The following is a 15,543-nucleotide window of genomic DNA, read 5'->3' as shown; positions in this document are numbered from 1 at the left end:
AGCCCGAGTTCCAGCAGAAATTGGACTGGGTCGAGCAGTTCTGTCGCGAGGAGGTTGAACCGCTCGAATACGTCTTCCCGTATGCGGTGCGGTCCAAGGACCCCAAGATCCGGGGTCTGGTGAGGGGCCTACAGGACCAGGTCAAGGCCCAGGGGTTGTGGGCGATCTTCCTCGACGAGGAACTAGGCGGACCCGGCTACGGGCAACTCAAACTCGGCCTGCTGAACGAGATTCTCGGCCGGTACTCATCGGCCCCGCAGATGTTCGGGGCTGCCGCTCCCGACACGGGCAACATGGAGATGCTGGCCGCCTACGGCACCGATGAGCAGAAGGAGCGCTGGCTCACCCCGATGCTCAACCAAGAACTCTGGTCGGCTTACTCCATGACCGAGCCCCAGGGTGGCTCGGACCCGAACTTGTTCCGCACCTTCGCCACCCGCGACGGCGACGAGTGGGTCATCAACGGCGAGAAGTGGTTCACCAGCGCGGGGCGGGTGGCGGACATTCTTTTCGTCATGTGCACTAACGGCATGTTTGTGGTGCCGCGGGCCACCCCCGGGGTGGAGATTCAACCCGAGCCGCGCAACCACAACCACATCATCTACAACGAGGTTCGGATCCCCCTCGACCACTTGCTCGGTCCGGAGGACGGGGCCAAGGTGCTGGCCCAACGGCGTTTGGGCGGGGGTCGGATTCACCACGCCATGCGCACCATCGCTCAGTGCAAACTGGCCTTCGACATGATGTGTGAGCGAGCCCTGAGCCGGGAATCGCACGGCAAGACCATTGCCGAGCACCAGATGGTGCAGGAGAAGATCGCCGACTCCTACGCCTCCATCGCGATGTTGCGCCTCTTCGTGCTGGAGACGGCCTGGAAGATAGACCACACGAGCACGCAAGAAACCCGCACCGATATCGCGGCGGTGAAATATTCGATGGCCAAGGTGCTTCGCGAAGTGTCCTTCAACGCTCTGCACATTCTCGGATCGCTCGGCACCACGAACCTCACTCCGCTTCAAGCCATGTACGCGGCCGCCCCCACGATGGGCATCGCCGATGGGGTGGATGAGGTTCACAAATCCACCGTGGCCCGCAACGTCCTGAAGGGGTACCGACCTCACGAGGGTTACTGGCCCACCGAGTATTTCCCCGCCAAGCGCGCGGCTGCCCAGGAGAAGTTTGAGCCACTGTTCAAGGCCGACCCCGAGTTGCGGGTACTCGCCGACGGGTACGCCAAGTATTTCGCCGGCCGCAGCTAATCAGCCCCACGATCAGCCCGTCATCGGGGCGATCACCTGCTCGCCGTAGCGTTCGATGGTGGCCAGGGTGCGCCCGAGGTCGTCGCCGGGCAGCCCCACCTGTACCCAGGTAACCCCGATGGCCGCCAGGGCGGCGAGACCTTCGAGGTGGGCATCGGCGTTGAAGGCCTCGACCGCCGGATCGCCGCCGGCCCCGGTGGAGAAGGTGATGTCGATATCCGCCGGATCCCGACCGGCTTCCTCGAGGCGGGAGTGCAGGTCCGCCACGGCCACCGACAACGCCTTCGGTGTGTCGAGCACGGCGGTTCGAGCGGTACGAGCCACCCCGGCGGGGGCCGAAAAGGGCGCCCAACCCTGGGCGTGGTCGGCCACCCGTTGCCGGGCTCGGCCGCTGTTACCCCCGATCCAGATTGGCGGATGCGGGCGGGCCAGCGGCCGGGGGTGGGCTGTCACCCCCCGGGAGTTGAAGTGCAGGCCTTCGTGGGTAACTTCGTCGGTCGTCCAGGCCGCCACCACCACCGCCAGTGCCTCGTCGAAAAGTTCGTTGCGCTCGGCATGGTTCACGCCCAACGCCGCGAACTCCCCTTTGAGATATCCCACGCCTACCGCCAGGGTGAAGCGACCCCCGGAAAGCAGATCAAGGGTGGCACCGGCCTTCGCCACCATGAACGGGTTCCGGTACGGGAGCACCACAATGTTGGGGATCAGCCGGATTCGTTCTGTGGTGGCGGCGCAGAAGGACAGCGCGACGAACGGGTCGAGGGCATCGTGGCCACCGCCGTCGAGCCAACGCTGCGATGGGGCGGGGTGATCGGTGAAACCGATCCCGTTGAAGCCAGCCGCCTCCGCCCCCCGGGCCACCGCCGCGATCCCCGCTCCGGTAACCAGATCGGGGTGATACGGATGCGACACCAGGGGATGGGTGATGGCGAACTGCATCCCCGCAATCTAGGAGATCGCACGGTGGGCAAGACGTTCGGCGGGCCGGAGATAGATCGAACCGGGACGGTCACGCGCTTCAGTGGGTCCGAGACAGTGAGGGCACCGAGATGAGACGGTGGCTTCCTCGCCGGCTGGCGGTGAGCATTCTTCGCACCGGCGAGTGAGGCGTGGTTACGCTGGGCGGTCCCCACTGATGGAGGCCCCGATGACCACCTCATTGTCCGACCTGGATCTGCCCGAGGTGGATGCCACCGGCCTTGAGCGTCGCGACATGGTGGCCGCCTTCCAGGCGGCGGGAGCGCAGCACTGGCTCACCCGCGTGCCGTTGGGTTACGCCGTCACGAAGCACGAAGACGTGAGGGCAGTCCTGCGGGAGCGACGTTTCCATTCCGCCTTTTCGGTCCTGCCCGAGTTGGCCGGGGTAACCGGCCCGATGCTGGAGCGTCAGCAGCGATCCATCTTGGGCATGGAAGGGGCTGAGCACACCCGCCTCCGGCGCCTGGCCGCCCCGGCCTTCACGCCCCGAGCCACGGAACAATTGCGGCCGTTCATGCGCCAAGTCGTGAACGAACTCGTCGACGCCGTAGCCGCCGAAGGTCGCTGTGAGCTGGTGCAGGACATCTGTGAGCCCTACCCGATACCGATCATCTGTGAGTTGCTCGGCGCACCGAAAGAGGATTGGAAACTCTTCTCCAGTTGGGCCACCGATATTTTTCGGATCTTCAACAACGACATCGCCAATGACCTGCCCGCCATCCAAGCCGCCATGTCAGATCTGGATGTGTACGTGCGTCACATGGTGGAGGAGCGCCGCGCCAAACCGGCCGATGACCTGCTCAGTCACATGATCGCCGTGGAGGAGGAGGGGGATCGTCTTTCCACCGATGAGCTGGTGATGATGACCGAGTCCGTCTTGATGGCTGGCACCGATACGACCCGTAACCAACTGGCTTGTTCGATGGCCCTCTTCACCGAGTACCCGGACCAATGGGCCCGCCTGGCCGCCGACCCCGAACTGGCCTCCGGGGCCGTGGAGGAGACGATGAGGCACCTCGGCGCCGTGCGCCTCACTGCCCGGATCGCCTCCGAAGACATTGAGTATCGCGACGTGCTGTTTCCCGCCGGCACCCTCGTGATCGCCAGTCTTGCCACCGCCAACTTCGATGACGATGCCTTCACCGATTCCCACCGCTTCGATATTGGTCGTCCACCCTCGGTGGCCCCTCAGATGACCTTCGGCTCAGGCATCCATTTCTGTCTGGGGGCATCGTTGGCTCGCGCCGAACTGCAGGAATCTCTCCAAGTCCTCGCCCGGCGCATGCCCGTCATCTCCATGGATGGTCCCATCGAGTGGAAGCCGCCCGGCATGGGGATCTGGGGCCCGAGTCGGCTCCCGTTGCGCTTTGGCCCCGAGGCGTAACCTCGACTCGCCGCCGCCTCACCCCCGGATGCGATCGCCGGAGGGGTCGTAGCGCGAGGTGTGCCCCACCTCGGCACCGATCCACTCACCGAATACCTCCACCTCAACGCGCTGGCCCAACGCGGACTGCGGGGTGGGTAGGTAGGCGAAGGCGATGGCTTGGTCCATGCGGAAACCCTGACTTCCGCTGGTGACCCGGCCCCCCACGCGCCCGTCGATGCGTACCGGTTCGGATCCAAGCGGCACGGCGAGGGGGTCATCCAACACGAGCGTCCGCAACCGTCGCGTCGGGCCTTGCTGGTGGACACGGGCGAGCGCGTCCCGCCCCACGAACCCGCCCGGCTTGTCGAGCCGCACAGCAAAGCCGAGGCCGGCTTCGTAGGGGTTGTCCGCCGGGGTGATGTCAGCGCCCCACACCCGATAGCCCTTCTCCACCCGGAGGGAGTCGATGGCCCGGTACCCCCCGGCCAGTAGGCCGTGGTCGGCCCCCGCCGCCCACAGTTGGTCCCACAGCGTGGCGCCGTACTCGGTGGGGCAGTACAACTCCCACCCCAACTCGCCCACGAAGGTCACCCGCACCGCCAGCACCGGTACGGCCCCGAGGTTGATCCGCTGGGCACTGAGGTAGGGAAAGACGTCCGTTTCCAGCGAGGTGTCGGTGAGTGGTTGAAGCACCCGCCGCGCCGCCGGTCCCCAGAGTCCGAAGCACGCCCAGGCTGAAGTGACGTCGCCCACTTGGCAACGTTCTCCTTCCCGCTGGGTGGCCTGTTGTTGCTGGAGCCATCGGAGATCATGAGTGCCAAAGGCCGTTCCGGTGACCATGAGATAGCGGTCGGCGGCGAGGCGCGTGAGGGTGACGTCGGCCTCGATGCCACCGCCGTCGTTGAGTAACTGGCTGTAGGTCACTGATCCGACCGGCCGATCCACTTCGTTGGCGGCGATGCGGTTCAGGAACGCGCTGGCCCCCGGTCCAGCAATTTCAACCTTGGAGAAACTGGTTTCGTCGAACAGCACCGCCGTGTCTCGGCACGCCAGCGCCTCGGTTGCTATGGCCGAGTGCCAGTGCTGGCCCGCCCATCCTCGGGGACGGAGAGGGTCGTGTTCGGTGCGCTCATTCGGGGCGAACCAGTTCGGTCGCTCCCAGCCGCTTTTTTCACCGAACACGCCGCCGAGTGCGACGAGGGCGGGGTAGGCGGGGGAGCGCCGGAGAGGTCGCCCGGCCAAGCGCTCCTCGTTGGGGTAGTGGATGTCGTAATAGGTGGCGTACACCTCGACGGTGCGCGCCACGGCATAGGCGCGGCTGCGGTACTGCGGCCCGAAGCGGCGGATGTCCATCTTCCAGGTGTCGAACCCGGGCTGGCCGTCGAGGATCCATTCCGCCATGACGCGGCCCACTCCACCAGCGCCGGCGATGCCATGGGCGCAGAACCCCGCCGCCACGAAGAACCCCGCCACCTCGCTCTCACCGAGCACAAACTCGTTGTCGGGAGTGAAGGCCTCCGGTCCGTTGATGAGTTGCACGATGGCGGTTTCCTCCGCGGCCGGTACCCGCTCACAGGCCAGGGCCATGAGGGGAGCGAAGCGATCCCAATCCTCGCGGAGGAGGCGATTGTTGAAGTCGGCGGGTACGCCATGGACGGACCACGGGGCCGGATTTCGTTCGTAGCCGCCGAGCACCAGTCCGTGCCCTTCAGGACGGAAGTAGATGAGGTTGTCGGGGTCTCGTAGTTGCGGGAGGTCGGGCGTGACGCCATCGATCTCCCGGGTGATGAGGTATTGATGGGCCATCGGGACGATGGGGACGTCTACCCCGGCCATCGCCGTGACCTCGGGCGTGTAGATGCCGCACGCCGCCACCACCGTGCTGGTGGTGATGGTGCCATGATCGGTGACGACCTGGCGGATGCGGCCGTCGCGCACTACGAGGTCCATGACCCGCACCCCCGCTTCGAGCGTCACCCCCTGGGCCTTGGCGGCCCCGAGTAAGGCATAGGTAAGGCCACTGGGGTCGAGATAGCCGTCGGTGGGCAGCCACAGGGCGCCGAGCACCCCGGTGGGGTCCATGAGCGGGAACAGGGTGTGGGCTTCGGCGGGCGATACCAGTTCCACCGGTAGGCCGAAGGTCTTGGCCCACCCGCTCTGGCGGTTCAGTTCCGCCAGTCGTTCGGGGGTGGAGGCCAGACGAAGCGAGCCAACTTCACGCCAGCCGGGCGAGCGACCGGTGTCGGCCGCTTCCGCCTCCAACCGACGATAAAGATCGACGCTGTGCATCATCATGCGGGTGAGGGGCAGGGAGCCTCGTAGCTGCCCCACCAGACCGGCGGAGTGGAAGGTGCTTCCGCTGGTGGGCTCGGCGCGGTCGAGCACGATGACGTCGGTGCAGCCCGCTTTGGCGAGGTGGTAGGCAATCGACGCGCCGCCCACTCCCGCACCGATCACCACTACCTCTGCGTGATCACGCATCCTCGGCGGCTTCCTCGAGGAGGCGGGCGAACCCGGAGCGCCCTGCATTGTGCAAAAAACGGTCCATGTGCTCGTTGGAATAGGCGAGGAAATCCACCTCTAGTGAGCTGACCCCGGCCTGCACCAAACCCCACATGGCCTCGCGGAGGTCGCTGATCAGCCGCATGAGGCGCAGCCGGGCCAGAGGCCGGGCCGTCACGGCGCCGAAGTAGGCGGCGATGAGGCCTTCGTCGTCCTCCAGGCCGTTGTTCACCGCGAAGTTCCCGAGGTCGAAGAACCGATCGTTCATCCCGGCATACTCCCAGTCGATGAGTTGGAGCCTCCCCTCGGAGGTGAGGAGGAAGTTGGCGGCGAGGAGGTCGTTGTGGCACGGGCAGAGCGGCTCGGGTGAAGCGGCGAAGGCGCTCCGCACCGTCTCGGCCACCTCCATGGCCGGCCCGAAGGCCTCCGGGATACGCACCCCGTGTTCCACCGCGACGGCGGCGTACATCGGTGGCACTCGGTACCAGTCGAAGGGGGCGGCGATGGCGGGCGCTTCGTGCACGATTCGCAGGAGGGCGGCCACCTCACCCAAGAGCGGGGGGCGACCGAGCGCCTCGGCGCCGGGGGAACCGCCCGCGACGAATCGGGTGACTAGCACCCCGGTCGATTCCACGAAGGCCTTCACCGCGGGCGCGATCCCGAGGCGAGCGGCTTGTTCGGCGGCGGCGCGTTCGTGGTGACGGTTGATGCCCAACAGCGCGGTGTGTTCGCCGGGAACCCGCATCACAAAGTGTTCGCCGTCCACCGTCACGCGGTAGTTGCGGTTGGTGATGCCGCCCTTGAGGGGCACCACGGTGCGTGCTCGACCCCCCCAGCCCGGCACGCCGTCGAGCAGTTCGTCCAACTCCATCAGCGCGGCTTAGGGGTATGGCTCTTGGTCATGTCTTCACCCTCGCAGTGGGCCCCAGCCGGGGTGGTACGGCGGTGTCTACCAGGTCTTCGAACACAACGCGCCGGGGTATGGTTGACTGCGCTGTGACTTCATCCTTGACCGTTGAGAACTTACGCCGCCTGGTGGAACAGGGCGAGATCGACACCGTGGTGGTGGCCTTTACCGACATGCAGGGACGCCTCCAGGGGAAGCGCTGCCACGCCCAGTTCTTCCTCGACGACGTGTTGTCTCATGGGTCGGAAGGGTGCAGCTACCTCTTGGCCACCGACGTGGACATGGAAACGGTGAGCGGGTACGCCATGACGTCGTGGGACGAGGGCTACAGCGACTTTATGCTTCGGCCCGATCTCGCCACCTTGCGCCTCGTGCCTTGGCATCCGGCCACCGCGCTGGTGTCATGTGATCTGGCCCGGGAGGACGGCTCGGCGGTGATGACCTCGCCCCGCCAGATCCTGCGCCGCCAGATCGACCGGTTGGCCCAGCATGGCTTGGTGGCCTACGCCGGCACCGAACTTGAGTTCATCGTGTTCCAAGACAGTTACGAGGACGCCTGGACGCGCCGCTATCAGGGCATGACTCCCGCCAACCAATACAACGTGGACTATTCGCTGCTGGGCACCGGGCGGGTGGAGCCGTTGCTGCGCCGTATCCGTAACGAGATGACCGGCGCCGGTCTGGTGGTGGAGTCGGCCAAGGGTGAGTGCAACCTCGGGCAGCATGAGATCGCGTTCAAGTACGACGAAGCGCTCATCACCGCCGATCAGCACTCCGTCTACAAACTCGGAGCCAAGGAGATTGCCGCGCAAGAGGGCATGAGCCTCACCTTCATGGCCAAGTACGACGAGCGCGAAGGCAACTCCTGTCACATCCATCTCAGCGTGCGTTCTGATGACGGCACGCCGGTGATGGCCGGTAATGGTGTGGGTAATGCCGAAGGGTTCTCGCCGTTGATGGAGCAGTGGCTGGCCGGTCAACTGGCCTGTTTGGAGGAGTTTTCCCTGTTCTATGCGCCCAACGTGAACTCCTATAAACGTTTCGTGGAGGGCAGTTTTGCCCCCACCACCGTGGCCTGGGGGCGCGATAACCGAACCTGCGCCATCCGGGTGGTGGGCCATGGGGCTTCTCTGCGGGCGGAAAACCGAGTGCCCGGTGGCGACGTCAACCCCTACCTGGCGCTCGCGGGGGTGATTGCCGCCGGGCTCCACGGGGTGGAGAACCAACTCGGATTGGAGCCCGAGTTCACCGGCAACGCCTACCTCGCTGACCGACCCCGGATGCCCTCCACCCTGCGGGAGGCCACGGCGCTGTTCGAAGGTTCGGCCGTGGCTCGGGCGGCCTTCGGCGACGACGTGGTGAAGCATTACGGGCACGCCGCCCATGCGGAGCAAGCCGTTTTTGATGCCGCCGTCACCGACTGGGAACGCGTTCGCGGGTTCGAACGCCTGTGAGGGGGCGGGCCGTGGCGCTGCCTCGGATTGGGCTGACCGCGGCGGTGGTGCGCGCCCAGTGGGGGCCCTGGGATCAGTCTGCCGTGGTGATCCCATCGGACTACCCGACCATGGTGGCCCGATCCGGCGGTCTGCCTCTGCTGCTGGCCCCCATCGTGCCCGGTGATGTTCAGGCGGCGGCGGCGGTGGTGGTGGCCGGGCTCGACGGGTTGGTCCTTGCGGGTGGTAGCGACGTCGGCCCGAACCTCTACGGCGCCGCCCCCCATCCCGAGACTGATGCTCCCGGCCCTGCTCGCGACGAGTGGGAGTTGGCGCTTTTGCGGGCTGCTCTCGCCGCTGATCAACCGGTGCTGGCGGTGTGTCGCGGTGCGCAACTGATAAACGTGGCTTGCGGTGGCACGCTGCATCAGCACCTCCCAGAGGTGCTGGGGGCGGCGACCCACAGAGCGGTGCCCGGGGGTTATTCGACCGTGCCGCTGGTGGTAGTGCCCGGCAGCCGACTACACGCCATCGTGGGCGATGAGCCGGCGGGGTGGTGTCATCACCATCAGGCCATCGACCGACTGGGCGATGGGCTGATGGTGAGCGCGCGGGCCGCCGATGGCACGATCGAAGGCGTGGAACTCGACGGGTCCCGGTTCGCGCTCGGCGTGCAGTGGCACCCAGAAGCGGCGGCCGACGAGCGCTTGTTTGCCGCGCTCGTGGCCGCGGCGGGGTGGTCGCCGTGAGCGTGCACGAGGTGATCAATCCGGCGACCGAAGCGGTGGTGGCCCGGGTGGTGCGCACCCCCATCGAGGAGGTGGATGCCGCCGTTGCTCGCGCGCGGGCCGCCTTTCCGGCCTGGGCGGCCGTGGCCCCGGGGGACCGCGCCCGCCTGCTGCGACGCTTTGCCGCCGCCGTGGATGCCGATGGCGAGCACTTGGCGTCTCTGGAGGTAGCCAACGCTGGCCACACCATCACCAACGCCCGCTGGGAAGCGGGGAATGCCCGCGACGTGATCGACTACTACGCCGGGGCGCCCGAACGGCTTTTTGGTCGGCAGATCCCCGTGGCGGGCGGCGTGAACATCACCTTCCATGAACCGCTGGGGGTGGTGGGGGTGATCGTCCCGTGGAACTTCCCGATGCCCATCGCCGCCTGGGGCTTTGCCCCGGCGTTGGCGGCGGGGAACACCGTGGTGCTCAAGCCGGCCGAGGTGACCCCGCTGACCGCCCTGCGTCTGGGTCACTTGGCGATGGAGGCGGGGATCCCGCCTGAGGTGTTTCAGGTGATCCCGGGTCAGGGATCGGTGGTAGGGCAGCGGTTGGTGGATCACCCCGACGTCCGCAAGATCGTGTTCACCGGATCGACCGAGGTGGGCCGCTCAGTGATGGTGGGGGCGGCCGCCACCATGACGCGCATCACCCTTGAACTCGGGGGCAAAAGCGCCAACATCGTATTTGGCGACGCCGATCTGGAGCGCGCCGCCGCCACCGCCCCCTACGCCGTTTTCGACAACGCCGGCCAGGACTGTTGCGCCCGCTCGCGCATTCTCGTAGAGCGGTCGGTGCACGACCGCTTCCTGGCCTTGCTGATCCCGGCGGTGGCGGGGGTACGGGTGGGGGATCCCACGCTCGAGGACACCGAGATGGGCCCGCTGATCTCCGCCGCCCACCGAGAATCGGTGGCGGCCTACGTACCGGAAGGGGCGCCGGTGGCGTTTCGGGGCACGGTCCCCGATGGGCCTGGTTTCTGGTATCCGCCCACGGTCCTGGCCCCGGTGGGGATGAGCGACCGGGCCTTCCGGGAGGAGATTTTTGGGCCAGTGGTCACCGTGGTGCCCTTCGATGACGAAGCCGATGCCATCCGCATCGCCAACGACAGCCCGTACGGCCTGTCGGGTTCGATCTGGACGGAAAACGGGGGGCGGGCCCTGCGGGTGGCCCGGGGGGTGGAGGCCGGGAATCTCTCGGTGAACTCACACTCCTCGGTTCGCTACTGGACCCCCTTCGGCGGCTTCAAGCAGTCGGGCCTCGGCCGTGAACTGGGACCAGATGCGCTGTCTTGTTTCACCGACGTGAAGAACGTCTTCATCTCAACCTGATCGGAGCTTTTGTGGATCTCACCCAACGTTTGGATGGACGCGTCGCGGTGATCACGGGCGGGGCCGGGGGCATTGGTCTCGCCACCGCCCACCGCCTTGCGGCCGAGGGGGCCACGGTGGTGATTGCCGATCTCGAACACTCCAGTGGCGCGGAGGCCGCCGCCGCGGTGGGGGGCCTGTTCGTGGCTACCGATGTGACCGACGAGGGTCAGGTGGAGGGGTTGTTTGCCGCCACCGTGGAGGCCTATGGCGCGGTGGACATCGCCTTCAACAACGCGGGCATTTCCCCCCCCGACGACGACTCCATCCTCACCACCGGGTTGGAGGCGTGGCGACGGGTGCAGGAGGTGAACCTCACGTCGGTGTTTTTGTGCTGCAAGTACGCCCTGGGGCACATGCAACGCCAGGGGCGCGGCTCGATCATCAACACGGCATCCTTTGTGGCCGTGATGGGCGCCGCCACCTCGCAGATCTCCTATACGGCATCCAAAGGCGGTGTTCTGGCGCTCAGTCGTGAACTGGCAGTGGAGTTCGCCCGGCAGGGGATCCGTGTGAACGCCCTGTGCCCCGGCCCGGTCAATACGCCGCTGCTGCGGGAACTGTTCGCGAAGGATCCGGAGCGGGCCGCCCGCCGGTTGGTGCACATTCCGATGGGACGCTTTGGTGAAGCCGACGAGATCGCTGCCGCGGTGGCTTTTTTGGCCAGCGATGATGCGTCGTTCATGACCGGCGCCACCTTCCTGGTGGACGGGGGGATCTCCGGCGCCTACGTCACGCCGTTGTGAGGGCTGACCCGTCGCCCTCGATCGATTTGGCGGCCCTGGCGGCCTGGATGGACGGTCAGGATCTTCCGGCAGGTCCTATCGAGGCGGTGGAGCCGTTGGTGGGCGGCACCCAAAATGTTCTCCTACGCTTTGAGCGGGGTGGCACCACCTTCGTATTGCGCCGAGGCCCGTGGCATCTACGACGTACGAGTAACGATGCCCTTCGCCGGGAGATGCGGGTGCTGGCGGCGTTGGCGGGGAGTGCGGTTCCGCATCCCGAACTGCTGGCGGCCTGCCCCGACGAGTCTGTGCTCGGGGGGGACGCGGTGTTTTATCTGATGGAGGCGGTCGATGGTTTCAACCCCACGATCACGCTCCCGGCCCTGCACGCGGGAGATCGCGACGTTCGCCATGCCATGGGTCTGGCGGCGGTCGATGCCCTGGCGGCCCTGGGGGCGGTGGATCACGTTGCGGTGGGTCTCGGTGACATGGGTTCCCCGGCCGGGTTCCTCGAACGACAGGTACCTCGTTGGCTGTCCGAACTGGATTCCTACGGGGTTCACGAGGGGTACCCCGGGCCGAGCATTCCTGGCCTGCACGACGTGGCGACCTGGCTCGATCGGCACCGACCGGCGCGGTTCACCCCCGGCTTGTCGCACGGCGACTACCACCTGGCCAACTTGTTGTACCGGCCCGATGGCCCTGAGGTGGCCGCCATCGTGGACTGGGAAATGTGCACCATTGGCGACCCCCTCCTGGATCTGGGTTGGTTGTTGGCCACCTGGCCCACCGGAGACCAAGGGGGAATCGGTGGGGGGCCGCTCAGTACCGACGGGGGCTTGCCCACGGCGGGAGAACTGGTGGCTCGTTACGCCGAGGGCACCACCCGCGATGTATCGGCGATGGTCTGGTACGAGGTGCTGGCCTGTTTCAAACTCGGCATCATTCTCGAAGGCACCCACGCCCGGGCCTGCGCCGGGCAGGCCCCCGTGGCGATCGGAGACCTGCTGCACGCCACCACCCTCGGACTGTTCAGCCGAGCAGCGGACCGGATCTCGGCGGCCTGATTCGTCCGCCGAGATGCGGCGGTTAGTCGTCGTCTTCGTCGATCTCCACCCGCAATCTTCCGTTTTCGAGGCGGGCCCGGAAGGAGAGTTCGGTGTCGGCGCGCTGGAAGTCCAGTTCAACCTCATCAGGGGTTTGTTTCTTCGTCTCGTACGTCCAACCCTCGGTCATCTGCACCGAAATCACCGTGACGGTTCCGTCTTGTACGGCGAGGATCAGCGTTCCGGCCGCACCGAGGGAGTGGGACGTGACCACCGCCGATGGGGCGGGGTTCGGGGTGCGGGTGGTCACCCCGGGGGCCGGGATGGGGACGGCCGCTGTGGTGGGGGCATCGGTTGGTCCGGCCGCCGGGTTGGGGGAAGCGGGCCCGGCGGCGTCGTCGGCGTCGTCGGCGGCGTCGGCGGGAGCGGGGGGAGCGGGGGGAGCGGGGGAATCCAGGCGGCTGGGGGCCCCTCCGGGGGCGTCGGTGGTGAACCGCGCCACCGCTACGGGGTCGAGGTTGGCGTTGTGGGCATCGATGAGCCGCAGGTTGATCAGAGCCCCGCCGCCCGCCAGCAGCACGACCAGGGTCACGGCAATGGCCACCCGTACGGGCTGGAGGTCCTTCACAGTGAGCCACTCTCGCCGCCGGTGGCCTGGGCGCGGGGGATCACGATGACGGCGTCGAGGCCCCCGCCGGGGGTGGCCTGGAGGCGAGCGGTGGCGCGGTTGTTGGCACACAGGCGTCGGACGATGGCCAGGCCCAGGCCGGTGCCATCGGGGCGGAGGCCCCAATGGCGATCGAAGGCTCGCTCGAGATCCTCGGCGGCGAGGCCCGGGCCGTGGTCGGTCACGTGCAGGGCGAGGAACTCGCCCTCGCGCACGCCCCGCAGTTCGACCTCGCTGCCTGCGGGGGCGGCCACGAGGGCGTTGGCGATGAGGTTGTCGAGCACCTGTTCGAGATGGTTGCGGTCGAACAGGATGGTTGCCCCCGCCACCTCCCTATCTTCGACCACGATCTGAATGGAGCCGTCCTCGGCGGCCGGGGCCCAGGCGGCGGCCCGTTCCCGCAGGCTCGCCCCCGCGCCGAGACGCTCCTGCCGGGTGGGCTCGCGGTCGATGCGGGTGAAGGCCAGCAGTGCGTCGATGGTGCGCTCGAGACGTCCGATGTCGGCCAGAACGGCGTCGATGGATGGGTCATCTTCCCGGGTGGCGGCCAGGTTGTCCAAGCGCAACCGCACGGCGGTGAGTGGGGTGCGAAGTTGATGGGAGGCATCGGCGGCAAAGTCCTGGGATGAGCGAACCAACGACGACAATCGGTCGGCCATGGCATTGAAACGCACGGCCAGATCGCGTACTTCTGGTGGCCCGGTCTCGGTGCTGGCGCGGGAGTCGAGATCCCCTTTTTCGAGTTCGTTGGCTACGCCCTGGAGATCTACCAACGCTCGGGTGGCCCACCGCCCCACTCCGAGACCAAGACCAACCGCTACCGCCACGCTGACCAACCCGATGGCCAGCAGGGCCAACCAGTAGTGGAGCACCTCTTCGTCGAGTTCATGGCGCGGTCGGCTCACCCGCACGGCACCGATCACGCTGCCTCCGGCGCGGATTGGGGCCGCCACCACGAGGAGGGTCTCCTGGAGGGTGTCGGACCGGCGGGTCACGATGGCGGTGTCGCCGGCGAGGGCACTGATGATCTCTGGGCGGGTGGCGAAGGACCGTCCGATGGCAGTCCCCACACCGGTGGTGGGGTCTGAGTCGGCTACCGCCAGGCCCGCTTGGTCCACGATGACGGCGCGGGCTCCGCTTTGGTCTTGGTAGGCGGCGACGGTGGTACCGATGGTGACGGTGTCGCCGCTCTCGATGCTCTCCTCCACGTAGTCGCCGATGGCCAGCGCATCGCGCTCTAAGGCGGTGGTGGCTTCGGTGGTGCGTTGTTGTTTGAAGGTCACCGCCAGGGGTACTTCGAGGGCCACGAGCACGACCACCGTGACGGTGAGCAGCACCGCGATGATGCGAGCGGTCATGGCAACGGTTCGCTCGGTCGGGCCCGGAACCCCACGCCCCGAACCGTTTCGATCAGCGTCGGATCACCAAGTTTGCGGCGCAGCGAAGCGATGTGGACGTCGAGGGTCTTGGTGGGGCCAAACCAATTACGGTCCCAGACCTCCTCGAGGATTCCTTGGCGCGTGCGGATGGCCCCAGGGTCTTCGATGAGATAGCAGAGGAGGTCGAACTCCTTAGGGGTGAGGTCCACGGCGGTGCCTTCCACCCGGGCTTCGTGGGTGCGCAGGTCTACGGCGATGGGCCCACACTCGAGCCGATCCGGGTGTTCGCGGTGGTCCGACGGTCCCCGACGCCGCAGGACGGCACGAATGCGGGCGAGCAACTCGCGGAATCCGAAGGGTTTTCCCAGGTAGTCGTCGGCTCCCAATTCAAGCCCGACCACTCGATCTGTTTCCGTGTCTCGGGCGGTCAACACGATGATGGGTACGTCGCTGGCTTGGCGCAACGCGCGGCAGACGTCTAGGCCATCGAGGTCGGGCAGGCCGAGGTCGAGCAACACCAAGTCGAACCCTTCGTGGGCCTCCGCAAGGGCCCCACCGCCGGTAGTCACCCAGGTAACCATGAAGCGCTCGCGCTCCAGGCCCGCGATCAACGATTCGGCGATGGACTCGTCGTCCTCAACGAGTAAGACCCTCATGGTGACATTCTGGTCGGAATGACCGTCAGCGGGGGTGTGCTTACCAAAACTTTGCCAAATGCTGGTGGAGTCGTGGGGCTGACCTAGCCGATACCTGGGGAGCGCATCCCTATGGTGAACGCAGTATCTCCCCGAAGTGAAAGGCACTCTCCCATGAAAAACCCCCTCAAAGATTTGTCCCGAGCGAAGGCCCTGGGCATCGCTGCGGTAGCCGCCGGTGTGCTGGCCTTTGGCGGCTCGGCTGCCGCGATGAGCGTGGGGCTGATCAACAGCTCTTCTCCCGAGCCCTTCAGCCCGGAGGACGTTGTGGTGACCGACGACACTCCCACCGCCGCCGTCGATTCGCCGCTGGACGTGGCGGTGGATCCCGGGGTGGATCCGGACGGATCCTCGCCGGCCGATGGTGTAGAGGAGGCCGATGATTTGGTCGACGACGCCACCGACGGTGTCAATGACGATGCCGATGACGCCGATGAGGCCGA

General features: G+C 66.8%; 14 protein-coding genes. 8 read left to right on the top strand and 6 right to left on the bottom strand.

Annotated elements, in window-relative coordinates; all coding sequences use genetic code 11:
- Positions 1–1,259 (top strand): acyl-CoA dehydrogenase (locus EXQ71_12490; protein ID MSO88313.1); only part of this gene is annotated, 1,259 nt, incomplete at its 5' end.
- 12 nt (positions 1,260–1,271) lie between these two features.
- Here the strand turns inward: EXQ71_12490 and EXQ71_12485 are convergent.
- Positions 1,272–2,198, bottom strand: coding sequence for an LLM class F420-dependent oxidoreductase (locus EXQ71_12485; protein ID MSO88312.1), 927 nt, complete (start codon positions 2,196–2,198; stop codon positions 1,272–1,274).
- A gap of 196 nt (positions 2,199–2,394) precedes the next feature.
- Between EXQ71_12485 and EXQ71_12480 the strand changes: the two genes are divergently transcribed.
- Positions 2,395–3,621, top strand: coding sequence for a cytochrome P450 (locus EXQ71_12480; GenBank protein ID MSO88311.1), 1,227 nt, complete (start codon positions 2,395–2,397; stop codon positions 3,619–3,621).
- 18 nt (positions 3,622–3,639) lie between these two features.
- Here the strand turns inward: EXQ71_12480 and EXQ71_12475 are convergent, their stop codons facing one another.
- On the bottom strand, positions 3,640–6,084 hold the full coding sequence (locus EXQ71_12475; GenBank protein MSO88310.1) for an FAD-dependent oxidoreductase: 2,445 nt from the start codon (positions 6,082–6,084) through the stop codon (positions 3,640–3,642).
- A complete protein-coding gene (locus tag EXQ71_12470; protein ID MSO88309.1) occupies positions 6,077–6,976 on the bottom strand; it encodes a hypothetical protein in 900 nt (299 codons plus the stop codon). The genes EXQ71_12475 and EXQ71_12470 overlap by 8 nt, the downstream gene beginning before the upstream one ends.
- 110 nt (positions 6,977–7,086) lie before the next feature.
- Here EXQ71_12470 and EXQ71_12465 point away from each other — a divergent pair, with 110 nt between their 5' ends.
- From EXQ71_12465 to EXQ71_12445, 5 genes are read left to right on the top strand one after another with little or no spacing between them, the layout of a single operon-like run.
- Positions 7,087–8,466, top strand: a complete 1,380-nt coding sequence (locus tag EXQ71_12465; protein ID MSO88308.1) for a glutamine synthetase — start codon at positions 7,087–7,089, stop codon at positions 8,464–8,466.
- A gap of 26 nt (positions 8,467–8,492) precedes the next feature.
- The gene (locus EXQ71_12460) at positions 8,493–9,194 is read left to right on the top strand and encodes a gamma-glutamyl-gamma-aminobutyrate hydrolase family protein (GenBank protein ID MSO88307.1); all 702 of its coding nucleotides are present in this window, start codon (positions 8,493–8,495) and stop codon (positions 9,192–9,194) included.
- Positions 9,191–10,549, top strand: coding sequence for an aldehyde dehydrogenase (locus tag EXQ71_12455; protein ID MSO88306.1), 1,359 nt, complete (start codon positions 9,191–9,193; stop codon positions 10,547–10,549). The genes EXQ71_12460 and EXQ71_12455 overlap by 4 nt, the downstream gene beginning before the upstream one ends.
- 11 nt (positions 10,550–10,560) lie before the next feature.
- Entirely contained in the window at positions 10,561–11,334 is a 774-nt protein-coding gene (locus EXQ71_12450; protein MSO88305.1) for a 3-oxoacyl-ACP reductase, read from the top strand.
- A 47-nt stretch (positions 11,335–11,381) separates the two neighbouring features.
- Positions 11,382–12,380, top strand: coding sequence for a phosphotransferase family protein (locus EXQ71_12445; protein MSO88304.1), 999 nt, complete (start codon positions 11,382–11,384; stop codon positions 12,378–12,380).
- 22 nt (positions 12,381–12,402) lie between these two features.
- On the opposite strand, the gene EXQ71_12440 is transcribed toward EXQ71_12445, so the two are convergent.
- Genes EXQ71_12440 through EXQ71_12430 form a run of 3 tightly spaced genes read right to left on the bottom strand, consistent with a single transcriptional unit; the run spans position 12,403 to position 15,061 of the window.
- Complete coding sequence (locus tag EXQ71_12440; GenBank protein MSO88303.1) at positions 12,403–12,987, bottom strand: hypothetical protein; 585 nt, start codon at positions 12,985–12,987, stop codon at positions 12,403–12,405.
- Entirely contained in the window at positions 12,984–14,384 is a 1,401-nt protein-coding gene (locus EXQ71_12435) for a HAMP domain-containing protein (protein ID MSO88302.1), read from the bottom strand. Before EXQ71_12435 ends, EXQ71_12440 begins: the two co-directional genes overlap by 4 nt.
- Positions 14,381–15,061 carry a response regulator transcription factor gene (locus EXQ71_12430; GenBank protein MSO88301.1) on the bottom strand — a complete coding sequence of 227 codons (681 nt, stop codon included), beginning with the start codon at positions 15,059–15,061 and terminating at the stop codon, positions 14,381–14,383. The genes EXQ71_12435 and EXQ71_12430 overlap by 4 nt, the downstream gene beginning before the upstream one ends.
- Positions 15,062–15,214: 153 nt before the next feature.
- Between EXQ71_12430 and EXQ71_12425 the strand changes: the two genes are divergently transcribed.
- Positions 15,215–15,543 (top strand): hypothetical protein (locus tag EXQ71_12425; protein ID MSO88300.1); only part of this gene is annotated, 329 nt, incomplete at its 3' end.

It is taken from the genome of Acidimicrobiia bacterium, assembly GCA_009694375.1.
Lineage (GTDB): Bacteria > Actinomycetota > Acidimicrobiia > Acidimicrobiales > VFJN01 > VFJN01.
The sequence above is the reverse complement of the archived record's forward strand: the minus strand, read 5'-3'. Positions and strand labels throughout refer to the sequence as shown.

Coding starts and splice junctions, on each gene's coding strand:
- EXQ71_12430 (MSO88301.1), bottom strand. CDS start 15,061: ATGAGGGTCTTACTCGTTGAGGACGACGAGTCCATCGCCGAATCGTTG.
- EXQ71_12435 (MSO88302.1), bottom strand. CDS start 14,384: ATGACCGCTCGCATCATCGCGGTGCTGCTCACCGTCACGGTGGTCGTG.
- EXQ71_12465 (MSO88308.1), top strand. CDS start 7,087: ATGGTTGACTGCGCTGTGACTTCATCCTTGACCGTTGAGAACTTACGC.
- EXQ71_12445 (MSO88304.1), top strand. CDS start 11,382: ATGGACGGTCAGGATCTTCCGGCAGGTCCTATCGAGGCGGTGGAGCCG.
- EXQ71_12485 (MSO88312.1), bottom strand. CDS start 2,198: ATGCAGTTCGCCATCACCCATCCCCTGGTGTCGCATCCGTATCACCCC.
- EXQ71_12475 (MSO88310.1), bottom strand. CDS start 6,084: ATGCGTGATCACGCAGAGGTAGTGGTGATCGGTGCGGGAGTGGGCGGC.
- EXQ71_12480 (MSO88311.1), top strand. CDS start 2,395: ATGGAGGCCCCGATGACCACCTCATTGTCCGACCTGGATCTGCCCGAG.
- EXQ71_12470 (MSO88309.1), bottom strand. CDS start 6,976: ATGGAGTTGGACGAACTGCTCGACGGCGTGCCGGGCTGGGGGGGTCGA.